This window comes from Cyclobacterium sp. 10D3-21 (assembly GCF_055809755.1).
On sequence record NZ_CM147924.1, the window covers coordinates 6,052,998 to 6,074,754 of the forward strand.

Below are 21,757 nucleotides of genomic sequence, written 5' to 3' on the forward strand. Positions count from 1 at the left end.
GTTGATGTCTTTTAGCACCTTACTGTAAGTTTTTTATTGTGAGGTGATGCTACTGTTTTCTCACCGGATAAACACCCATTCCCCCGTACTGCTTTTGCTTTCCGAATACTCGTACTTGCCTTCATTAAAAGTTTTTAGCATTTCTGGGTTTTCTATTTTGTTCTTGATAATGAAATCCGTCATTAAACCTCTCGCTTGTTTGGAGAAAATCCCAATGTTTTTATAGGTTCCATTTTTATACTCCTTGAAAACAGGATTTACCAGGGTAGATTTCAAATCTTTCTTTTTCACTGCTTTAAAATATTCTTTGGAAGCCAGGTTGATTATGGGTTGACCCACTGCCAACTCATTTATTGCCTTGGTGATTTTTGAGCCCCAGAATCCATAAAGATCTTTGGCCTTTTTATTTTTCAATTTAATCCCCATTTCCAATCTGTAGGGCTGGATCATGTCCATAGGCCTCAAAAGCCCATACAAACCAGATAAAATCCTCAAATGATCCTGGGCAAAGGAAAAGTCTTCCTCGGAAAAAGAAGCCACATCTATATGCGTATACACATCCCCTTTAAAGGCCAAAAGCGCTTGTTTGGCATTTTCTTCATTAAACTCATCGGAAAATTGATGGTATCGTTCTACATTTAATTGCGCCAAATTCTCACTTATATCCATTAATTCCTGGATAGACTTACGGGATTTTTTTTTCATTATTCCAATCAATTCCCCAATCTCCTTTTTAAATTCAGGCTGTGTTTTGGTTGTTATATTTGTGGGGCTATAATCCAGGGTTTTTGCTGGGGAAATCAATACTATCATATACTATTCAATGACGACAATGGCGTCTCTTTTTATTATGTTAATGTTTTGTTTCTTATTGGTAAACTTCACAACTAGAGGATATGTTCCCGAAGGTACTTTTCTTCCATTGAGTAAACCGTCCCAAACACAAACAGAAAGGTTCTCAGCTATGTTTTCCTGCTCACAGAAATAAATCAATTCACCCCATCGGTTATAGATAAATACTGAAAGCGTATCAATCTGTCCAGTGGTATAAATCAAGAAATTCCTATCAGGATCACCGGGTCTAATGGCATTGGGGTAAACCACATTTACTTCACATACTTCAGTGACTGTAAAATTAAGGGTGTAATCACATCCTTCAGAATCGATTACCATTAATGCATAGTTACCTTCGTCTACGGGAGTAAATGATGGCTCAGTACTCACCAAAACTCCTCCTTGAGACCATTCATAACTGTCCCAAGTGCCTACCTCAAGCGTCACCAAATCGTTTGAAGCCGCGCAAATATCATAATTGGGGAATAGTGTTGGTGGAAGAGAATCTGATCGGTTGATTGTAATTTGCTCAGCACCAAGAAGGCAACCAGCAGCATTATACAACTGAACCTCATAGGTTCCTGGACTACTTATGATCAAATTGAGCGACTCTTCACCTACAATCAAATTTTTGGCAGCTCCGACAACATTGTACCACTCAATTCGATCTACTAATGATCCATCTATTTCTGCCGTAATTTCGGTAGTCACTACTCCTCCACAAAAACCTGGGCTAGTTAAGGACACCTCTTCTTCTCCCGATAAAATTTCATAGGTACCAGATGCTGGGACAACACAACCCAACGCATTGGCAACTTCAACCAAATAGGATCCTTCGGGAAGCAGTACATTGATACTTGTCCTATCAGTGAAATCAGCATTGACCTTTTCTCCGGTCGCCACATTGGTAATGGTATATTCGCCAGAGGCAGGATCACCATCAAAAACAATAACAATGGCGCCATCTTGAGGGCCAGTATCACTGCAGGATTCAGGTAAAGTAGAAACCGTAAAGGAAACATCATCAGGCGGAGTATTGTTTTCTACGATAGCAGAATGAGTCGTTTCACAGGAGCCAATATATCCTGTAAAAGTATAGGTTCCAGGAGCCAAATTATCAAAGGTGAGCTGAGTATTTTCCAAAACACCAACAATCACTTCAGTTGTGCCTTCCAAAACCAAGCTATCCAATTGGGAAATGGCCTCCACTACAATGCTTCCATTGGATATTGTACAGCTTTCCGAAGGCGCAACGTCCGCAACGGAAAACTCAGGCAGCCCATTTACTTCCAATGTGGCAGTCCTTTCTACTATACAATCACTATTCAATGGATCAGCTGTTTGAAACAATAACTCAAACGATCCGGGTCCTTCGAGGTCTCCGGTATTCAGGCTTAGTTCCTGGGTATCGCCGATTTCAGTATATTCTCCACTGCTTCCTAAACGTATTGACCAAGTCCCTGACACAGGTGTATCTGGAGAGAAACGAACCGAATCACCATAACAAACTGCGGCTGCTGACTGGTCGATTGTAAACTCAAAGGGCGGTCCTACAAAAACCGATTGACTGACAGGGCAAGACTGAAAGAGTTCAGGATCCTCGCCTTCCGGTAAGCCATAAGCTACTATCACGGTATAAATACTTTCTTCAGTAACCGTCAACTCATTGCTATTGCCTACCACCAGTCCTGCTGCATTCACCCATTGAAAAGCGTACTCCGCAATTCGGGGATCTTCAGGATCCACCGCCACCAATGTTATCTCTTCTCCGCAAAGCGATATTTCGGAGGGCAATGTGATAACAGGAGAAGTGACTACCTCCACATCCTGGGTAAATACTTCTTCCCAAGGTGTGCCACATCGGTCTACCTGCAATTGAACAGTATAGCTACCTTCTTCCATAAAGAAATATTCCAACTCCTGAAATTCTTCTCCACCATTCAAAAACTCATCAACTACCTCTCCCTCCGCATCGAATATTGTCCAATTATAAGTGTCAATATCTGGTTCACCTCCTCCTTCGAAAACTCCCCCAGCACCACTTTCATCACTTAAACATAGTCTGTCTGGCCCAGCGAGGCTTGGATCCGGAATGGAACTCCCGGAATTCTGAACAAATGATGGCAATCCTAAATTCGATGTTCCTGGCATAGGTTCAACACCTGACTGCGTGAATGTGGAAGGATTACACCCTCCACCGACCTGTACCTGACCTATTTGATTAGACCCCACTACAGCTGCATAAATTTGCCCATCAGGCCCTATTTGTAAAGCCCCCAATGAAAGGCTTTGCGTGTCGGGTATAACTGCTCTTCCTGATAAAATACAATCTTCAATCTCTGACTGACCACTGGCTTCTTCAAAACAATCAGGACAGGTGGTCGTCACTGGGTTTTCCGGATCACTATTGTCTGTTTCTTCCACCCCCTGTATAAAAAACTCTTCAATTCCCGGTCCGCCATTGGTATAAGAAACAAATACCCTATTTGCATCATCCGAAAACTCTAGTCCATAAATATCTCCATCTGTGCCTAAATCTAGTAAGGCATAAGGGGTCATTTCTCCAGTATTTTGATCGAAATCAAATATTTCCAGCTTATTGGAGCCCCCTTGTTTAAAGGTGACAGCCACCTTAGTCCCATCATCTGAAAACTTCATGGTGCCTGAGCCATCACCAAAATCAAAATTACTACCAACCGAATTGAATACTGGCTGGGCGATTCCATCGTCATTCACAGGATATAAGCGAAATGTATTGTTCCCTTGCTCATGGAAAGCCACCCAGATGGTATCTCCAGAATCAAATGCTGCTGAATGTTGCGTGCTGGGACTGAATAAAAGGTTGTCTTTGGTGACCACATTTCCTATTCCTTCAGGATTGTCACCTTTTATATCTACTAGGGAATACTTTACCTCGTTCTCACCTCCAGCTCCTAATTGGGTAGTAAAAAGGTAAAAGAGGGTTTCATCAGATGCTATAGGAACGGCCATAACACTCCCGCTAGAAAGGTTGTCTCCACCAATGTCTTCTCCATTTTGCATGGCATCGCCATTTAAATCCCAAACCGTCTGTCCATCCGTATAAAACAAAACCTGACCTGTTTGGTCTGAAACAGTGGTAACCCCTGCAGGAATGTTTTGGGGATGAGGGGTTTCAATAGGCCGTGGGGTCGGTCCATCCGGATCGTCTGGATCTATATTGAAATCCAAACCTGCTCCATCTCCAAAATACCAGATATTATTGCTTTGGTCTTCTACGTCCCAAATTTTTATTCTTATTCCCGCATAAGCATAACAGGAAGACCCTTGTTCCCTTACCAATACCCAGTAATAACCTGGATCGCACACCTCGTTAGGTGCTTCCGGTCCCCAACCCTCATCTCTTTTATTCGACCAGAAATATTCATAATTCGTTTCTCCTTGGCCTTGACCACCTGTACCACCTCCAAGGCCTCCGCCTCCTTGACCTCCGTCTTCACCTTCACTTTGAGCCTCCACCAAGGGCATTAAGTCAATGCAGGAAGGTTCGCAAAGGGTAGTATCTGATGGACTGAACTGTGCAGTCAAATTATTTTCTGTTAAGGAAATGCTTTTGGTCACATTCCCAGTTTCACCGTTTGCATAGGTAACGGTAAGGCTTACTGTTACTTGTTGTTCTGCGGTGGCTTCCTTAGGCAAAAGTAGATGTTCAACTGAAAGATCCATTTCTATCTCCTCACCGTCCTCATCTGTAAGAGGTGGCATTATCTCCCATTCAAAACTTACGGGGCGGTAATTTAAGGGAGTTACTTCACTGGTCAATTGAATAGAAGTATTCATACATGGCATCTCTGGATCCCAAGTAAAATCAACCGTAGGTTCTAAATCAATATTGGGCGAGAATTGAGGAAAAACGGTGCCACAAAAATCGCTGCCATTGAAAGGAAGTTCTTCAATAGCCAATTCACCCATTCCCCATTCATCTGGCTTTGTCACCCTCCCAATAAGCTGGGGACCGCCTTCTACCTCTTCATAGATATAGTAGAGCTGATCATCAGGCCCTACCTTAACATCATAGATTTTAAATATTTCGGAGGTAAGCGGCAGGTTAACAGCTGTAGAGTCGGGAATTAAGCTGGCCGGAATTTCAGGAGCTATTTCCTCTTCACTAATAAAAATCCTATACAATTCATCTCCCTGAGCGTAATAAAGAAAATCCCCATCGGGGGAAACCGCTAAGCCTGTAATTAATTCCGTACCCCCAGTATCAGAAAGGGTTTCTGGGATTCCAAACAAACCAGTATCGGCATCAAAGGGGACAACCAAAATGCCTTCCTCTGGACTGTCGGAAACGATATACAATACACCAGCATCTTCGTCAAATAGCATCGTCCTCGGTGCAGAAGCCAGCGATAAAGTGTCTGTATCTGTAAACAGCCCCTCCTGATCCTCCAGCTTTTTGGCTGTCAAACTGCCATTGTCATAGCTGACAATATAATTGGGCGAACTTCCTGATTTAACTGCTAAAATTGCCCCTTGGGCATTCCCTATCACACCCCCCTGAGTCACCGCCCCTGCGGGTGGTTGATTGGAAGGCGCCCCTCCCTGGTCGTTCATGTCTACCAGACTGTATTGCAGCTGACCATCCGGACTGGTATAGAAGATGTAAAAATCTCTGGAGCCGCCTTCGCTTAGATCAAAATCAAATTCGGATATGGCAACTGATTGGTGGGCAGTTTCTACTCCCCCTAACTCACCAACGACGCCCTGCATGGCATCATTTAGGTAATTGTATACCAAAGCACCATCCGTATAGAACAATATTTCTCCAGAAATAGGGTCAATCGCCATGGCTGTATTGGCCTTGCCAAGGGTAATATTTCCAGATAGACTTTCTACTTTAGCCTTGCCATCCTTCCCAAAGGAGAGGTAATTATTATCTCCACCTTCGCAATACCCAAAGATCCATTCATTGTTATTAAAGCCTTGGGCAAATATCGATAAAGGGGTACTTAAGCACCAAAATAAAAAAATTACTTTAATTATTAATTCAAATATGGTTTTAAAATGGTTAGATTTCATAAATTAGGCGCAACTTTGCATACAGTTTATATTTGCTATACGTTAATAAACTGATTGGTATTCAATAAACGAATAAATCTTTGTTTCAGGCACAAATTAATACAGTTTTTTTGACCCTTGTCCTTCTGGCAACAGGAATTAATGCATTTGGGCAGGACCCACAATACAGCCAATACTATGCGGCACCACTATACCTAAACCCTGCTTTTGCTGGTGCTGAACTCGCTACAAGAGTAGGCGTTAATTACCGGAATCAATGGCCTGGATTAGAAGCGAATTTCTCTACTTTTTCTGCTTATGCAGATACTTATGTAGAGGAATACAATGTGGGAGTAGGTTTTTTGGTAACGAACGACACTGAAGGAGTGTCGGGACTGCAATCCACCCATGTTTCAGGGATTTTGTCCTACGAGCTAAAACTGGCAGACAACATGTATTTCAAACCGGGTTTTCAGGCAAGTTATATGCGCAGAGATATTGGTTTTTATGAAAATCTGGTGTTTGCCAATCAAATAAACCCAGCCGATCCATTTGGTCCTATCCTTCCTGGAAATGACATTACCGGATTAGGAGATCCGGTGAATATGTTCTCAGTTTCTTTTGGCGGATTGTTATTTTCAGACAACTTCTGGTTTGGCCTTTCTACGCACCATATCAACCGTCCCAATCAAAGTTTCTTAGATGAGGGCATCAGTCGCTTACCCGTCAAGTATTCCATTCACACAGGTTATCGGATTTCATTGGGAAGGGGGGCACCTAGAAATGATTTCACCCATACCTATAAGGAAAGGTATTTCACTCCAACCATTAACTATAAACGGCAAGGACCTTTTGAGCAACTTGACTTGGGTGGTTACCTCTATTTAGAACCAATAGTATTAGGCGTTTGGTACAGAGGGCTCCCTTACAAGCCAGTAGAAAAGCAAAGCAACAGAGATGCAGTTGTGCTTATGGTAGGGTTTAATTTACCAACTGGTTTAAATATTGGATACAGTTTTGATTACACCGTATCTAAACTAGGCATACAGTCTGGTGGGGCTCACGAAATCAGCCTTTCTTATATTTTCCCACCTAAAAATCCAGGTGCCCCCAGAAAAAGGGACACCATTCTGCCATGTCCTAAATTTTAATGATTTTGACCCATGGATCAAGAGACAATCAAATACCTATTACTTCTGGTAGTTAGTTTTAATTTTATATTTGAAAAAATCATCAACTACCTCAATGTTAGTAAAAAGTCGGGGCCAATTCCCCCTACCCTTCAGGGTTATCTGGATGTCGACAAATTAAAAGAAAGCAAAGCGTATCAACGAGCCGGCTATCAGTTTGGTCTGGTTTCAGGTACTTTTACTTTTGTGATCACCCTACTATTCATCGGATTTGGCCTGTTTGGCTGGCTTGATGAATGGCTCAGGCAATACATAGAAAACCCAATGTTGCTCACGCTAGCCTATTTCGCCATCATCTTTATTGGCTCAGATATTCTTTCTATTCCATTTGACTATTACCAGACATTTAAAATAGAGAATGACTTTGGCTTCAATACAAGCACAGTAAAAACATTTTTTCTGGACAAATTAAAGGGGTACCTCCTTACAATAATCATTGGTGGTGCATTGCTTGCCACATTATTATGGCTCATTCTTGAGTTAGGCCAAGACTTCTGGTGGATTTTCTGGATCGTAGCTTCCCTTTTTATGCTATTGGCCAATTTATTTTATTCCGGATTGATCCTGCCATTGTTTAATAAGCTAACTCCACTAGAAGAAGGAGAACTGAAAGAGGCGATTACCTCCTATGCCAATTCAGTTAATTTCTCCTTAAAAAATGTGTTCGTGATGGATGGCAGCAAACGCTCGTCAAAAGCAAATGCCTTCTTTTCAGGTTTTGGTAAAAGAAAAAAAGTAGTGCTTTTCGACACCCTAATCAAACAACATACACAAGAAGAACTTGTAGCGGTTTTGGCTCACGAAATCGGCCATTATCAAAAAGGGCATATAAAAACAGGGATGTTGGTAGGAATTCTTCAAACAGGCCTTATTCTTTATATTCTCTCCCTATTTATTTTCAGTGAACCTTTGAGTTTGGCCCTTGGAGGAAATCAAATGGCCGTACACCTCAACATCATTGGTTTCACCATGTTATTCACACCGATTTCTATGATCATAGGAATGGGGATGAATTATTTGAGTCGAAAAAATGAATTCGAAGCGGACGCTTTTGCCAAAACGACTTTTAGTGGCCCTCCACTTGCTAAAGCATTGAAAACACTCTCAGTGAAAACGCTCTCAGACATTGACCCGCATCCACTTTATGTGTTTATCAATTATTCTCACCCTCCACTATTGAAAAGGTTAGCAAAACTTGAATAAATATTGATTTTTTTGATGTTTATTAATCCATTAAACCCAAAATACCATGAATGATTTTCTCCAAAAAATGGGTGTTTATTCAGATCTGTTATCTGAAGATGAGCAACAATTTTTAAAGAATAACGGCTACCTCAATCTTGGAAAATTACTTTCCGTTGACAGTCTTATTGAGATAAGGCAACGGGTGGATGAAATACTTGAAGAAGAGGGTGAAAATGCCGGGTATGAATTGATGCAATCTCCCAGTATCCGGCATCCCAAGGAGACAGGGGCTACTAGACTAGGTGACTTGGTGAATAAAGGTGCTGCCTTTGATATCTTTTACACCCACCCCAAAGTATTGGCTGCCATTGCTCTAGTTCTTGGTGAGCAGTTCAAACTTTCTTCACTCAATTACCGGGCTGCACTTCCGGGGGCAGGCTTACAAAAACTTCATGTGGATTGGCCAGAATCCATTCAAAACATGAATTTTATGGTATGCAATTCGATCTGGTTATTGGATGACTTTTATAAGGAAAATGGTGCTACCAGAGTAGTCCCTGGCACTCATTTACAATCCACGCTCCCTGCCGAAGCCATGAATGACCCAATGGATTCACATCCCGATGAGAAAATAATAGTAGCTGAAGCAGGTTCTGTAGTCATTTTCAATTCCCACACCTGGCACGGTGGAACCACCAACCACACGGCCCAACCGAGAAGGGCAATCCATAGTTATTTTTGTAAAAGAGATCAAGTCCAACAAACCAATCAAAGCCAATTTATAAAGAAAAGCACACTTGATCGAATTTCCACTGAGGCCGCTTACCTATTGGGGCTAAAGGAAGCTTTATGAGTCATTGGAGTATGTGTTTTTTTTCTCAGTAAGGATATTCTAACCTGAATACAGGTAATAATTTATTGATTCAAAAAACCAAAGGCTAGAAAGATCCGATTTCCAAAATTACCTTTCCTTCTTTAGGGAAATTATTTTCATACATAAACGTATATAGCAGCGCCAAATATCGTTTCAGTGTCGGTTTCTATTTTAAAAAGACCGGTAGGACTTGGACTAGGTAAACCTTTAACAATTACTTTTCCTCCCATTAATAAATCAAATGAATATTCAGGAATTTGCCTTAGCGGGATTAAAACATGGCTATCAAATCGCATGGCGCTTTGACCATTTTTAAGCAATACTTCAGTAGGTCCACTAAATTGAATGCCAGAATCACTAACAATGGCCATTTCAGTTAAAGGTAGTACCCCTTCATTTAAAAAATGATATTGCCATTGGATTGATCTTGAGTTGAAGTTGATATTAAAATGAACACTTCTCCCAGCTTCTAAAGTTGGTATTAAGTCATCCAAACCAACGCGTATTCTCCCTATCGCAGCAGCAATTTGACTATCCTCAAAAACAGGGTGGAGAACAGTTATACCATTTTCGGTTTGGTTCAATTCATTATCACTTGAGTACTTTAATAGGCCTAAGGCGTCTACAGGAAAGTCGGTATAGAAAGTGAAGTGAGTATCCTCGCTAAAAATGTCAAAATCGAAGACCTCAATTCCATCTTCAAGAACTATTGTTTTTAAATAATCCACCAGTGGAAAGGGAGATGCTGCAAATAAATCCATACCACCTTTCCTTTTATTTACAACAAAATTCAACCATGACAAGGATTGGCCGGAAGAACTGGAAGGAATAAAATACAGATTAGGTTTCTCTCCTCCATTAAAATAGGAATGATTTACATCTATTTTAAAAACAAGCTGGTATTGGGTTGCGCTCATAGTGGCCTTGCTTAATTATATAGGACAAATAAAAGTCTAAAATTCAACAGGTTAGCTAATTTACACCTCTACTATTAGGGTCTCGTAATTGATTAATCTTTCTTGCGGCAAACTTTTACTCTGCTTCTACTTCCGGGAGATTTAAAGGAATGAATTGATGTTGAATTGTATCGGATGAAACATCCCAAAGTCTAAAACCATAAGGCCTCTCGTCGAAATTCTTACTGGTAGTTTCACCACTTACAAACTGAATGTTTTCATAATTGTTGACCAACAATTTATGGGTATGACCTGACAAATACGCCAAAACATTGTTGCTTTTAAACAAGTCCAAAATCCATTTGCGTTTTACTGGAGGTATATTGTAATATTTCTCTTCTTCCTCTGGATTTTCCAGGAATATTGGATAGTGCCCAATAACGAATATGGGAAGTTTTTTAGCTTCCTGAATTTTAAGGGTCTCTTCAAACCATTTGTCCTGTTGAGCTGATTCATCTCCTATATCGACTTTCCATAATTGGGTATTGGTCACAATAAACGAATATCCTTTTTTTTGAAAATCAAAATAATCTTTCCCTATCGTTTTTCTGTAAAAACTTAGCGTGGTATCATTTGGGAGGTTTCCAACATCATGATTACCGGGTGCCAAATGGCAGGGCACTTTTAGTGTCTCCATAATTTCCAGAAAATCTGAATAGGAACTGTCAGTTGCATTGTGAACCAGATCACCGCAGATCACGGCAAAGTCAGGGTTGAGCTCATTTATTTGTTCAACAGCCTGTTTGAATGTCATTATGTCATGTGCATAACCTCCCATTCCCAACTGGGTATCACACAACTGTACAAAACTAAAAGGCTGCTGCGCTTTTTCAGCACAAGAAATATTAAAGGCAAGCGCGGCAATTATTAAATAGATGTTTAAACGCAAAATCGTTAAGGTTTTTATTTATCAGAAACGGTAGGTAGCACTATTACACTTCTTCTTTAAGTAAATATAATCAAAAGATATTATTGGTTTTATTCAACGTATAAATATCCAATCTTCATAACCCTATTAAGCATTGTTTTTTCTTTTTGAAGAGAATTCAAAATTACTTTAAACGTTCGAATGGAGGTTCAAAAGAATGGAAACTACCTCAATAAAGATAATTGACGACCCTTTTCACAACAAATCATCCAAGGCCTCTTTCAATTTGGGGAATTTAAAAATGAAACCCTCCTTTGGTAGTTTTTCAGATTTAACATATCTCCCATAAAGCGCAAGTTCAGGATCCGTTTTAAATATCATTTTTGCTCCGATCCTAACCATAAATTCAGGTGCAGACAATCCAATCGGTATACCTACCTTTTTTCGTAAAAGCTTCATAAACTCAGTATTTGAGACTGGATTTGGTGCACTGGCAATATACATACCTGTATATTTTTCATTGGATATTGATTGGTAAATCAGTTCGTTCATATCTTCTTCATGAATCCAACTCATGCCTTGCTTACCATTTCCAACCTTTCCTCCTAATCCCAATTTAACAATCTGTTTTAAACTTTTTAATGCTCCACCATTTTTACCAATAACAAAACTAGTCCGCAATCTAACCCCTCTGACATTTTGAGGTAGGGTGTTCATAAAAGCCTCTTCCCATGCTTTTCCAACAAATGGCGCTAAACCATATCCAGTTGTTGATTCTTCAGTACATAATTGGAATGGAGGATCTCCGTAAATATGGGCCGTAGACATTTGGATCCAAACTTTGGGTGGATGGTCTACTTTTCTAATTGCTTCTCCGATAATCTTTGTTGAGTCTAATCTCGATCGGAGAATAACGTCACAATTGTCTGGTGTTTTGATACAATCAACTGTTCTTCCCGTCAGATTTACAATCGCTTTGGCGTGGTTTAAATCTTCCATCCAACTCCCCATCGAAACAGCATCCCATTTTCGAAATTCGTGGCCAATAGATGAATCAGGTTTATTTCTAGCAATTAAAATAGGCATTAAACCTTTTTCTTTTAAGTGATTAGCAAGACTTAACCCTATAAATCCAGTTCCTCCAAAAATCAACACCTTATCCATACTATACTTTTTTTATTTAATACACTAGTCATTTAAAACTGTCTATTGCATATTTCGGATTTAAGCCCTGAATCTAACAATTCATTCTATCTCCTAATGATTTAATCTCAATTTTCTTTAAGTCCTATGAATAGCAATTGGAGAACAGTAAGGTATGCCTTTTAGATGCTTTTAAACAGGCAACAAAATGGCTAATCAAAGAAATCGATATCGGTATAGATAGGAAACTTCATCAGGTATTGAAGCGCTGCCTCCACCTTCAGGTCTTCAAACAAGACCTTGTACAGGTTTTCTGTGATGGGTGCTCTCAAATCGGTAGATTCCAAAAACAACTTTATCAATTTTACAGTATTTACCCCCTCAGCCACCTCTTCCATATCGGCCACAATATCCGTAAGCTTTTCTCCTTTGGCCAACCTAAATCCCAAGGTATAATTTCTGGACAAGGTGGAATTACAGGTTGTCACAAGGTCTCCTACTCCTGCCAAACCTAAAAATGACTTGGTGCTTCCCCCCATGGCTTTACCAAGGTAAACCAGTTCTACCATTCCTCTGGAGATTAAAAGTCCTTTGGCATTGTCTCCTAGTCCAAGACCTGACAATGCACCAGAAGCGATGGCTATGATGTTTTTCAATACGCCTGAAAGTTCTACGCCAATAATATCAGAATTTCCATACACCTGAAAATTGTCTGAACGCAAAAGTTGCTGGCCTTCTCTGATTACCTCATTGTATCGACTCGCAATCACCGTGGCCCCAGGTTGGTTTTCTAAAAGCTCCTTGGCCAGGTTGGGTCCTGCCAGACATCCGATCCTTTCAACAACCGTTTCCTCCATGATCACCTCACTCATGGTACAGATATTCTTCCGCTGTATCTTTTTAATATTCCCCAGGTCTTTACCTTCTGGAAGGTTAAGAGAAAGGCCCTTGGTACCATGAATTAAAAAGTGGTATGGATGAAGATAAGGGGCAAACCTTACCATCACTTCTCGAAATGCTGAAGAAGGAATCATTGGAAACATCACATTGCACGAGTCACAAATCATTTCAGGATCAGTCGTAGCGCGTATACTTTTCGCCAATTTTCGATTCTTGACCATATGCGTCTCGTTAATCGCTTCCACTACTGCCTCATCTCTGGCATATACCAATACATTGTTTTTTTCTGCCAGCAAATTGGAAATTGCAGTTCCGAAACTACCGATCCCTATTACCCCTATCGGTTTATTTTCAGATGATTTTTTCCAATTCATATCCATCAAGTCTGTTATGATAATAATACAATAAACTTATATCTTCAGTTACAATATTTCCTTCCTCATTTCTTTTGAGCGGTCTTTTGGCATGATACATTCCAACGTTTTGCAAGCCATGCTGTATGATCTCCTCCAGCCCGGTATTAAGATGGGGAGCCATATGGACAGCTCCTTCGTCTCTAAGTTGTTGGATTCTCGCTAACACCAAACCACAGGCCTCTTTGAAGGTGTCATAAGGCAAGAAAAGATCCTCCTCAGGAAGCCGGAGCAAGCTAAATAAGTCCAGTTTACTGTTCTCCTTTTTAAGCAGCCTAAATGCGGTAAAAGCTACCAGATGACTACTGAAAACCCGGTTTATCTTATGGAATTCCTCCACTATTCTTTTGCCTAATTTTTTACTGTACTCTTCCTCTCGTTGCAAGTCTACATTTACCTTTCCATCTACCATAAAGTAGTCTTTGCAATCAATGCTTCGCCCATGGGCATCTCTACTGTTTCCATCAGAATCTACATAATTGCCCAATATATCCATGGCTTTCCCAATAGATACGGATATATCTGAGCCCTTTGTGAAAAATTTTACCAGAAATTTGGAGATTTTATACGAAGTAGAGAATTCATCAGACTCGCTGTAGTATCGTTCCTGTCCGGTAGAGTCCAGGTATTCTTTTATCAGGCTGGGAGCTTCAAGTACAAAATGGTAATTGATGGTAACTGGGACGATAAAGACCTTACCAAACTCAGAATCTCCTTTTTGATAGTTGGCTCTTTGGGCCTCTATTGCCGTACTTAGTAAGCCAAGTTTCACCTTGGATTCAATATTTCCACTTCGGGAACGCGTGCCCCCTGGGAAGAATAGGCTGTGACAACCGAATTGAATGGCTTCTCTGGAATAGGTTTTCAAGGTTTCCAGATAAACCTGATTTTTTTTCCGTCTATCCACTTTATAAGCGCCTAAGGCATTCATAAAATAGGCAAATATCTGGATATTAAATAGATTTAGCCCCGCTCCATAGATGAATGGCGGCAAACCCAAAGTACTTATGGTCCAACCTATTAATATACTGTCCAGGTTGCTGAAATGGGTAGGCACCATCACTATGGTACCCTTTGAAGCCAGCTCTCTAATTTGATCTGTTTCTCCTATGATTTGTATTTTATCCTGAAGCCGGTATTGATTACTGAAAATCGATTTAAACCCTTTGACTCTAGAAGTGTTTAGCAATCGTGAAAATCCAAAAGACACAAATCTTCGGGTCATTTTGTAATGACTGTGTTTGAAATTACTCGCTATCTCCTCAGCATATCTTCTGGTAATTCGTGTAAGAACATCAAAATACTGTTCTTTCTTTTTTTCATCCTCTATTTGTTGGTCAGCATCCAGTGCCAGTAGAGATGCTTTTACCTCTGCCCAAAACTCCTTCTCATCGTCAGGATCAACTGCCCATGAGTTTTGTTTGATCCGCATCCTCTCTTTGAAGAGCGTAATTTCCAACTCCTCTTTGAGTGCCTGTAACTGATTACCAGTAAGCCCTTTAATATTCCCCACACTCGACTCCACTACCTGTTGGATAAATTCTTTACGGCTTTTACTTAGTTTTACCACAGGCCATTCATCCTTCTTGGGGAGGATCGGCTCATACTGGTGTTTGATATAGTCGTCGGTCAAGTTTATGTAGTTTAGTTGATCAAAGATAACCAAAAATAAAATTCATTAAACAGAATTATCAATTGAGCGGTTTTGTCAATGGTGGAATAGATTGTATTATTGCAATATCTAAAGGTCAAATGAATCAGGATTTAAAGCAGATACAAGCCCCGATAGCCACCGAGATGGCTGATTTCGAAAAGAAATTTCGCTCTTTCATGCAAAGTAAGGTGAAATTATTGGATCATATTACCCAATATATAGTCCGTAGAAAAGGAAAGCAAATGCGACCGATGTTTGTTTTCTTAACTGCAGGAGTAAGTGGCAATATTTCCGAATCAACCTATAGAGGAGCTGCTTTAATAGAGTTATTGCATACAGCCACCCTCGTACATGATGATGTGGTGGATGATGCCAATTACAGAAGAGGATTTTTCTCCATCAATGCCTTGTGGAAAAATAAAATCGCTGTCTTAGTAGGTGACTACTTGCTCTCCAGAGGCCTTTTACTTAGCGTAGACAATGGTGATTTCGAACTGCTTAAGATTGTTTCCAATGCGGTGCAGGAGATGAGCGAAGGTGAACTTTTACAAATCTCAAAAGCCCGGAAACTCGACATTACGGAGGAAGTTTACTACACCATCATCCGTCAAAAAACAGCCAGTCTGATCGCCTCTTGTTGTGCTGTAGGTGCGGCTACATCCGGATCCTCTGAGGAAAACATTGAAAAGATGAGACTCTTTGGTGAAAAGGTTGGCATGGCATTTCAGATCAAAGATGACCTTTTTGATTATGGCGAAGATGTAGTAGGTAAACCTGTCGGAATTGACATCAAGGAGAAAAAAATGACGCTGCCCCTTATCTATGCCCTCCAAAATGCCACTTGGATTGATAAGAAAAAAATCATCTACAAGATTAGAAATAAAAGTGAGCACAAAGGCACAATTAATGAAATCATAGAATTTGTTAAAAAATCAGGTGGTCTGGAATATGCTCAAAAAATAATGAACAATTATTACCAAGAAGCCCTGGACTTGTTAGAAAACTTTCCTGAGTCTCCATTCAAAAATTCTTTGACTACCTTGGTAACTTATACCATTGAAAGAAAAAAATAGCCTTTAAATCTACTTTATTGGAGAAACACTGGAGTTTTACGGGAATTCCTCCCACTTATAAATCAAAGCAGTGAATTAACTTATTTTATTAGATGAAATCCCCTCTAAATCTAGGTTTAAACTGGATTTAACAAAGATTTACCAATGATTACTAGCTGATTCATAGCCAATTGGATCAAGCTGTCCCTACCATTATTTTTTTAAAAAATAATTGTGTTTCTAGTTAGTATTAGATACTTTTATAGCAATGTGGTAAAAAGTGGGGCAAAGTGGTAAAAAGTGTTTAGCTATTTACTACTTTTGTATTCAGTAATCAGGCAGAAGAGGTATGGCGTCATTCACCGGTGAATATGAGTGTAAATTAGATGCCAAGGGCAGGTTGGTATTGCCTTCAAAAATGAAGGCTTTAATTCCCGAGTCCTTGGGTCAGGAAATGATGCTGCGCAAAGGTTTAGAACCATGCCTTGAATTGATACCAATGGTTGAAGTAAAAAAAGACCATAATAAACTCGCAAGCCTGGATGACACGGATGATGATGTGAGATTTTTCAAAAGGTCCTTTTTTAGGAGAGAGTCTACGGTTGATTTGGATGCTACTGGCAGGTTTGTGATTAGCAAAACCATGCTACGTCACGCCCAATTGGAAAGAGAAGCCATCGTAATTGGTATAGGTACAAAAATTGAAATTTGGAACCCGGAATGCTATGACGCATTCATGAGTAAAGAAGAAAAAAGGTTCAGTGATTTAAATAAAAAATTCTTAGGTAAAAGTGCATAATACAGCCTACCATATTCCCGTAATGCTAGAAGCCTGCTTGTCAGGGTTAAACATCGATCCTAATGGCACCTATATAGATTTGACCTTTGGAGGAGGGGGACATTCCCATGAAATCCTGAAAAAGCTCGACAAGGGACACTTGTATGGTTTTGATCAAGATCCAGATGCTGAAAAAAACGCTCCGGATGATGAAAATTTCACTTTTGTAATGGCAAATTTCCGAGATTTGCGCAGGTATCTTAAGATATATGGCGTAAACAAAGTAGATGGCATCTTGGCCGATTTGGGCGTTTCTTCCCACCAAATAGACGAACCCTCAAGGGGATTTTCGACCAGGTTTGAAGGCAAACTGGACATGCGAATGAGCCAATCAGGAGACCTATCTGCCGACACTATATTAAACACTTATGAAGAGGAAGCACTTCATAAAATTTTTGGTATTTATGGAGAGATAAGGAATGCAAAAACTCTAGCGAGAGCCATCGTTTCCTCCAGAGCCAATGTCCCATTTGAGTCCATTCAGGAATTTAAAAATCTTTTGGACAAATATGCTCCACGAGGTAAATATGCAAAATATTCCGCGCAGGTCTTTCAGGCACTCCGCATTGAGGTAAACCAGGAGATGGCTGCTTTAGAGGAAATGTTGGAGCAAAGTATCAAGCTTTTGAAAAGTGATGGTAGGCTTGTAATCATGAGTTACCATTCTTTAGAAGACCGAATGGTCAAAAACATTATGACCAAGGGCAAACTTCATGGGGATCTTGAAAAGGATTTTTATGGCAACCCCATACGCCCCCTTGAACCAGTCAGTAAAAAGCCAATAGTGGCAGACCAGGAAGAAATCGAAATCAATAAAAGAGCAAGAAGTGCCAAATTGAGGATAGCAAAAAAACTTTGATCATGGGAAGAAATACTTTTAAAAGTCCGATCAAATCATCGCGGGATCAAAAGAAATCCAGGTTCAATCCTTTTGCCTTTATTGAGCAAAAACTGGACATCAGTTCGCTCATTGGTGAGAATGTACCTGTCAAATTTGTACTTCCCCTTTTGTATGCTTCTTTTTTAGCTATGGTCTATATCTGGAGCAATTATAAAGCAGAAAACACCATTAGAAAAATAGACCGCATCCAGCAGGAAGTTGAAGACCTGCGTGCAGATGTGACCACCCTGGAAGCAGAGTACATGTATGCAAGTAAGCAATCTGAAGTAGCAAAAAAAATTCAGCCATTGGGCATCGTTGAAATAGAAGAGCCTCCACAAAAAATAGTGTTGGAAAAGTGAATATCAAAAAATCCATATTGCTCCGTGTAAGGCTTTCCTTTTTGGCAGTTTTGCTTATTGCCTGTTCTATTTTTTATAGAATAGGTTATATCCAAATGGCCGAGGGTGATAAATGGCGCCAATTATCCGAGGACATCAACCTAAAATACAGGCCTGTAAAAGCCACAAGAGGTAATATCTATGGTACAGAAGGAAGTTTACTGGCCACAAGTCTCCCTTTTTATAGGGTAGCCATTGATCCGTCTATAGACAAGAGCAGCGATTGGAAAGCCAGTTTTGATTCGCTTTCTCGAAATCTGGCTGCTTTCTATAAGGACCGGTCGGCGAGTGCCTATAAAAGAATGATTCTCGATGCCAGAAATGATGGAAAAAAGTACCTTATTTTAAATAGACACCAAATCAATTATCAGGAAAAAATCACCATGTCCAATTGGCCTGTCTTTAAAAAAGGAAGAATGGGAGGCGGAGTGATTTTCGAGAAAATCGACAAAAGATATCGCCCATTTAAAAATTTAGCCGGAAGAACAATCGGCTTTTTGAATGAAGACCAATATGGAGCAGGTTTGGAATACAGCTTTAATGAATACCTGCAAGGAAGAAACGGCGAAGCCCTGTTCCAAAAGATTGTGGGAGGTAGCTGGAAACCATTGCACGATGCTGATGACATTAAACCTACCGATGGATTTGACATCGTCACCACATTGGATGTAAATATTCAAGATGTAGCGGAATCCGTCCTATTGAGGCAATTGATCAACAAGGATGCCGCTTTTGGCTCAGTGATTGTAATGGAAGTAGCCACGGGTCATATCAAAGCCATCGCTAATCTAGAAAGAAACAAACAATCTTATGGTTATGGTGAGTACTATAATTATGCAGTAGGCGAACAAGGCTTAACAGAGCCGGGTTCAACTTTCAAATTGCTCTCTATGATGGCCTTACTTGAAGAAGGGAAAATCAATTTGAACGACAGTATCGATACTGGAGATGGTGTCTATAAATTCTATGATCGATACATGAGAGATGCAAAACGTGGGGGGTATGGCATGCTCACGGTCCGAGATGTGTTTGAAAAATCGTCCAACGTAGGCATCTCAAAAATGGTGGATGAACATTTTGGTCACCAACCTCAGCGTTTCATCGATTACATCGAAAAAGCCAATCTTGACAAACCGCTGGGATTTCAGTTGAAGGGCGAAGGCATTCCTTATTTCAAGCATCCCAATGATAAAAACTGGTACGGAACGACCTTACCTTGGATGTCCATAGGGTATGAATTAAAAATTACTCCTTTGCAAACTTTAGCCTTTTACAATGCCATTGCTAATGGTGGCAACATGGTAAGGCCCATGATTGTTCAGCAGATTTCCAGAGGTAATACTATTGAAAAGCAATTTAAAACAGAAACCTTATCCCGAAATATCGCATCAAAGAAGACAATAAAACTACTTCAAGGATTGCTTGAAGGCGTAGTTGAAAAAGGAACTGCTCGAAATATTTCCACAGACACTTATTCCATTGCAGGTAAAACTGGCACTGCGCAAAAATTAATAAATGGGCGATACACCCAAAAGTACTATACTTCCTTCGCAGGTTATTTTCCTGCAGATCAACCGAAATATAGTGCCATCGTGGTAATAGACAGTCCCAAAGGATACAATGCCTATGGAGGAGATATTTCTGCCCCAGTCTTTAAAGAAATCGCTGATAAAATTTATGCGCAAGACTTGAATATTCAGCAAAAGGAGACAGAAAACGGCAATTTTCAACGTGTTAACAATGATGAATTCCCTTACATAAGGGCGGGGAAAGCTGAGGAGTTGCAAATGATTTGTAACAGCATGGGCATCTCCAATCATTATGCAGGTAACAATACCTGGGTACAATCCAGCATTTCTAATAAGTCCATTCAATGGGTAAGCAATGCAGTTGAAAAACCTGTAGTACCGGATGTTATCGGCATGACATTAAGAGATGCCATCTATATATTAGAAAATAAAGGGCTTAGGGTACAGTTCTCTGGAACAGGAAGGGTAAGCACCCAATCCCTATCCAAAGGAACTGCCTACAAAAGCGACCAAATCATAAAATTATCATTGAGTTGAGCCAACAGTTAAAGGACATATTGTACAAAGTTTCACTGGTTTCTACCAAGGGGAATATGGAAGTGGGTATCACACAACTGACATTCGACAGTAGAAATGTCAGTGAAGGTGCCGCATTCATCGCAATTCCAGGAACCCAGGTGGATGGTCATGCCTATATTGAAAAAGCCATAAAAAAGGGAGCGAAAGCTATTGTTTGTGAGCATCTTCCGGAAAACCTGGAGGAAGGGATCACTTACGTACAAGTAGTAAATGCTTCAAGATCAATGGGCTTGATGGCTGCCAATTTTTACAACCATCCTTCAGAAAAAATAAAAATAGTCGCTGTGACAGGTACCAATGGTAAAACCACCACAGTTACCTTATTGCACCAGTTGTATACAGAACTTGGCTATTCTGCCGGTTTGATATCAACTGTTGAGAATAAAATTAAAGAACAGGTAATACCTGCGAGCCATACTACACCAGATACCATTTCAATCAATGAACTTCTGGTCAAAATGCTTGAAGAGGGTTGTACCCATTGCTTCATGGAAGCAAGTTCCCATGCCATCGTTCAGGAAAGAACGGCAGGATTAAAATTTGCCGGAGCATTGTTTACCAACTTATCCCATGACCACCTGGATTATCATGGGGACTTTGACCATTATATCAAAGCGAAGAAAAAACTATTTGACGAATTGCCAAAGGAGGCTTTTGCTTTGGTCAATGCGGATGACAAAAGAGGCTTGGTGATGCTTCAAAACTCCAAAGCAAGGCCTTACACTTTTGCTTTGAAGTACCCAGCAGATTTTAAAGCCAGAATCATCGACAACTCTATCCAGGGACTTGAAATGGATCTTGATGGAAAATCTGTTTGGTTTAGACTTACAGGTGAATTTAATGCTTACAATCTTTTAGGGGTATTGGGTATTGCCCAGCTTCTTGGAGAAAATGAGGAAGAGATATTGCGTCAACTTTCAATGCTAAAAGGAGCTGTAGGTAGGTTTGATCTTCTGGTACAAAACGGCATCACGGCTATTATCGATTATGCCCATACACCAGATGCACTGGAAAACGTTCTTAAGACGATCCAAAAACTCCGTACTGGAACTGAGACCCTTATTACAGTCGTAGGCTGCGGTGGCAACCGGGATGTAACCAAAAGGCCTGTAATGGCAAAAATCGCTTGCAAATTCAGCAATAAGGTCATCCTTACTTCTGACAATCCAAGAGATGAGGAGCCAATGGCTATAATTAAGGACATGGAGGCAGGCCTGAGCCCAATAGACCAAAGAAAGGTGCTTTCAATAGAAGACAGGAAATCAGCTATTAAAACAGCCTGCCATTTATTACAACCTGGGGACATTGTTCTGATTGCAGGTAAAGGCCATGAAACATATCAGGAAATAAAGGGTGTAAAACATCCTTTTGACGACAAACAAATAGTAAGTGAACTTTTAAAGCTTTTATTCAAGGATTAA

At 40.2% G+C, this 21,757-nt stretch carries 16 protein-coding genes; 9 read left to right on the forward strand and 7 right to left on the reverse strand.

The window, feature by feature from the left end:
* Nucleotides 1–60: 60 nt before the first annotated feature.
* Together yaaA and AC0L7T_RS23400 are read right to left on the reverse strand one after the other, a co-directional pair.
* Nucleotides 61–813: a peroxide stress protein YaaA gene (gene yaaA / locus AC0L7T_RS23395; RefSeq protein WP_473338799.1), complete on the reverse strand. Its 753-nt coding sequence runs from the start codon at nt 811–813 to the stop codon at nt 61–63.
* A 3-nt stretch (nt 814–816) separates the two neighbouring features.
* The gene (locus tag AC0L7T_RS23400; protein ID WP_473338801.1) at nt 817–5,895 is read right to left on the reverse strand and encodes a T9SS type B sorting domain-containing protein; all 5,079 of its coding nucleotides are present in this window, start codon (nt 5,893–5,895) and stop codon (nt 817–819) included.
* 110 nt (nt 5,896–6,005) lie between these two features.
* On the opposite strand from AC0L7T_RS23400, the gene AC0L7T_RS23405 reads away from it, so the two are divergent.
* Genes AC0L7T_RS23405 through AC0L7T_RS23415 form a run of 3 tightly spaced genes read left to right on the forward strand, consistent with a single transcriptional unit; the run spans nt 6,006 to nt 9,102 of the window.
* Nucleotides 6,006–7,025 (forward strand): PorP/SprF family type IX secretion system membrane protein, encoded by a 1,020-nt coding sequence (locus AC0L7T_RS23405; RefSeq protein WP_473338802.1) that lies wholly within the window; start codon nt 6,006–6,008, stop codon nt 7,023–7,025.
* Nucleotides 7,026–7,037: 12 nt separating this feature from the next.
* The gene (locus tag AC0L7T_RS23410; protein WP_473338803.1) at nt 7,038–8,267 is read left to right on the forward strand and encodes a M48 family metallopeptidase; all 1,230 of its coding nucleotides are present in this window, start codon (nt 7,038–7,040) and stop codon (nt 8,265–8,267) included.
* 46 nt (nt 8,268–8,313) lie between these two features.
* Nucleotides 8,314–9,102, forward strand: a complete 789-nt coding sequence (locus AC0L7T_RS23415) for a phytanoyl-CoA dioxygenase family protein (RefSeq protein ID WP_473338805.1) — start codon at nt 8,314–8,316, stop codon at nt 9,100–9,102.
* Nucleotides 9,103–9,239: 137 nt separating this feature from the next.
* On the opposite strand, the gene AC0L7T_RS23420 is transcribed toward AC0L7T_RS23415, so the two are convergent.
* From AC0L7T_RS23420 to AC0L7T_RS23440, 5 genes are all read right to left on the reverse strand, one after another.
* Nucleotides 9,240–10,040 carry a hypothetical protein gene (locus tag AC0L7T_RS23420; protein ID WP_473338807.1) on the reverse strand — a complete coding sequence of 267 codons (801 nt, stop codon included), beginning with the start codon at nt 10,038–10,040 and terminating at the stop codon, nt 9,240–9,242.
* A 115-nt stretch (nt 10,041–10,155) separates the two neighbouring features.
* On the reverse strand, nt 10,156–10,968 hold the full coding sequence (locus AC0L7T_RS23425; RefSeq protein WP_473338808.1) for a metallophosphoesterase: 813 nt from the start codon (nt 10,966–10,968) through the stop codon (nt 10,156–10,158).
* A 234-nt stretch (nt 10,969–11,202) separates the two neighbouring features.
* Nucleotides 11,203–12,111, reverse strand: a complete 909-nt coding sequence (locus tag AC0L7T_RS23430; RefSeq protein ID WP_473338810.1) for a TIGR01777 family oxidoreductase — start codon at nt 12,109–12,111, stop codon at nt 11,203–11,205.
* Nucleotides 12,112–12,302: 191 nt separating this feature from the next.
* Nucleotides 12,303–13,364 (reverse strand): NAD(P)H-dependent glycerol-3-phosphate dehydrogenase, encoded by a 1,062-nt coding sequence (locus tag AC0L7T_RS23435; protein ID WP_473338812.1) that lies wholly within the window; start codon nt 13,362–13,364, stop codon nt 12,303–12,305.
* Nucleotides 13,342–15,036 (reverse strand): 1-acyl-sn-glycerol-3-phosphate acyltransferase, encoded by a 1,695-nt coding sequence (locus AC0L7T_RS23440; RefSeq protein WP_473338813.1) that lies wholly within the window; start codon nt 15,034–15,036, stop codon nt 13,342–13,344. The genes AC0L7T_RS23435 and AC0L7T_RS23440 overlap by 23 nt, the downstream gene beginning before the upstream one ends.
* A 119-nt stretch (nt 15,037–15,155) precedes the next feature.
* On the opposite strand from AC0L7T_RS23440, the gene AC0L7T_RS23445 reads away from it, so the two are divergent.
* The 6 genes from AC0L7T_RS23445 (at nt 15,156) to AC0L7T_RS23470 (ending at nt 21,757) form a co-directional block, all read left to right on the forward strand.
* Nucleotides 15,156–16,130 carry a polyprenyl synthetase family protein gene (locus tag AC0L7T_RS23445; protein ID WP_473338815.1) on the forward strand — a complete coding sequence of 325 codons (975 nt, stop codon included), beginning with the start codon at nt 15,156–15,158 and terminating at the stop codon, nt 16,128–16,130.
* Nucleotides 16,131–16,458: 328 nt separating this feature from the next.
* A complete protein-coding gene (gene mraZ / locus AC0L7T_RS23450; RefSeq protein WP_473338816.1) occupies nt 16,459–16,908 on the forward strand; it encodes a division/cell wall cluster transcriptional repressor MraZ in 450 nt (149 codons plus the stop codon).
* Entirely contained in the window at nt 16,901–17,806 is a 906-nt protein-coding gene (rsmH, locus tag AC0L7T_RS23455; RefSeq protein ID WP_473338818.1) for a 16S rRNA (cytosine(1402)-N(4))-methyltransferase RsmH, read from the forward strand. Before mraZ ends, rsmH begins: the two co-directional genes overlap by 8 nt.
* 2 nt (nt 17,807–17,808) lie before the next feature.
* On the forward strand, nt 17,809–18,189 hold the full coding sequence (locus AC0L7T_RS23460; RefSeq protein WP_473338820.1) for an FtsL-like putative cell division protein: 381 nt from the start codon (nt 17,809–17,811) through the stop codon (nt 18,187–18,189).
* Nucleotides 18,186–20,294 (forward strand): penicillin-binding protein, encoded by a 2,109-nt coding sequence (locus tag AC0L7T_RS23465; RefSeq protein ID WP_473338821.1) that lies wholly within the window; start codon nt 18,186–18,188, stop codon nt 20,292–20,294. The genes AC0L7T_RS23460 and AC0L7T_RS23465 overlap by 4 nt, the downstream gene beginning before the upstream one ends.
* Before the next feature lie 56 nt (nt 20,295–20,350).
* Nucleotides 20,351–21,757, forward strand: a complete 1,407-nt coding sequence (locus AC0L7T_RS23470) for a UDP-N-acetylmuramoyl-L-alanyl-D-glutamate--2,6-diaminopimelate ligase (RefSeq protein WP_473343398.1) — start codon at nt 20,351–20,353, stop codon at nt 21,755–21,757.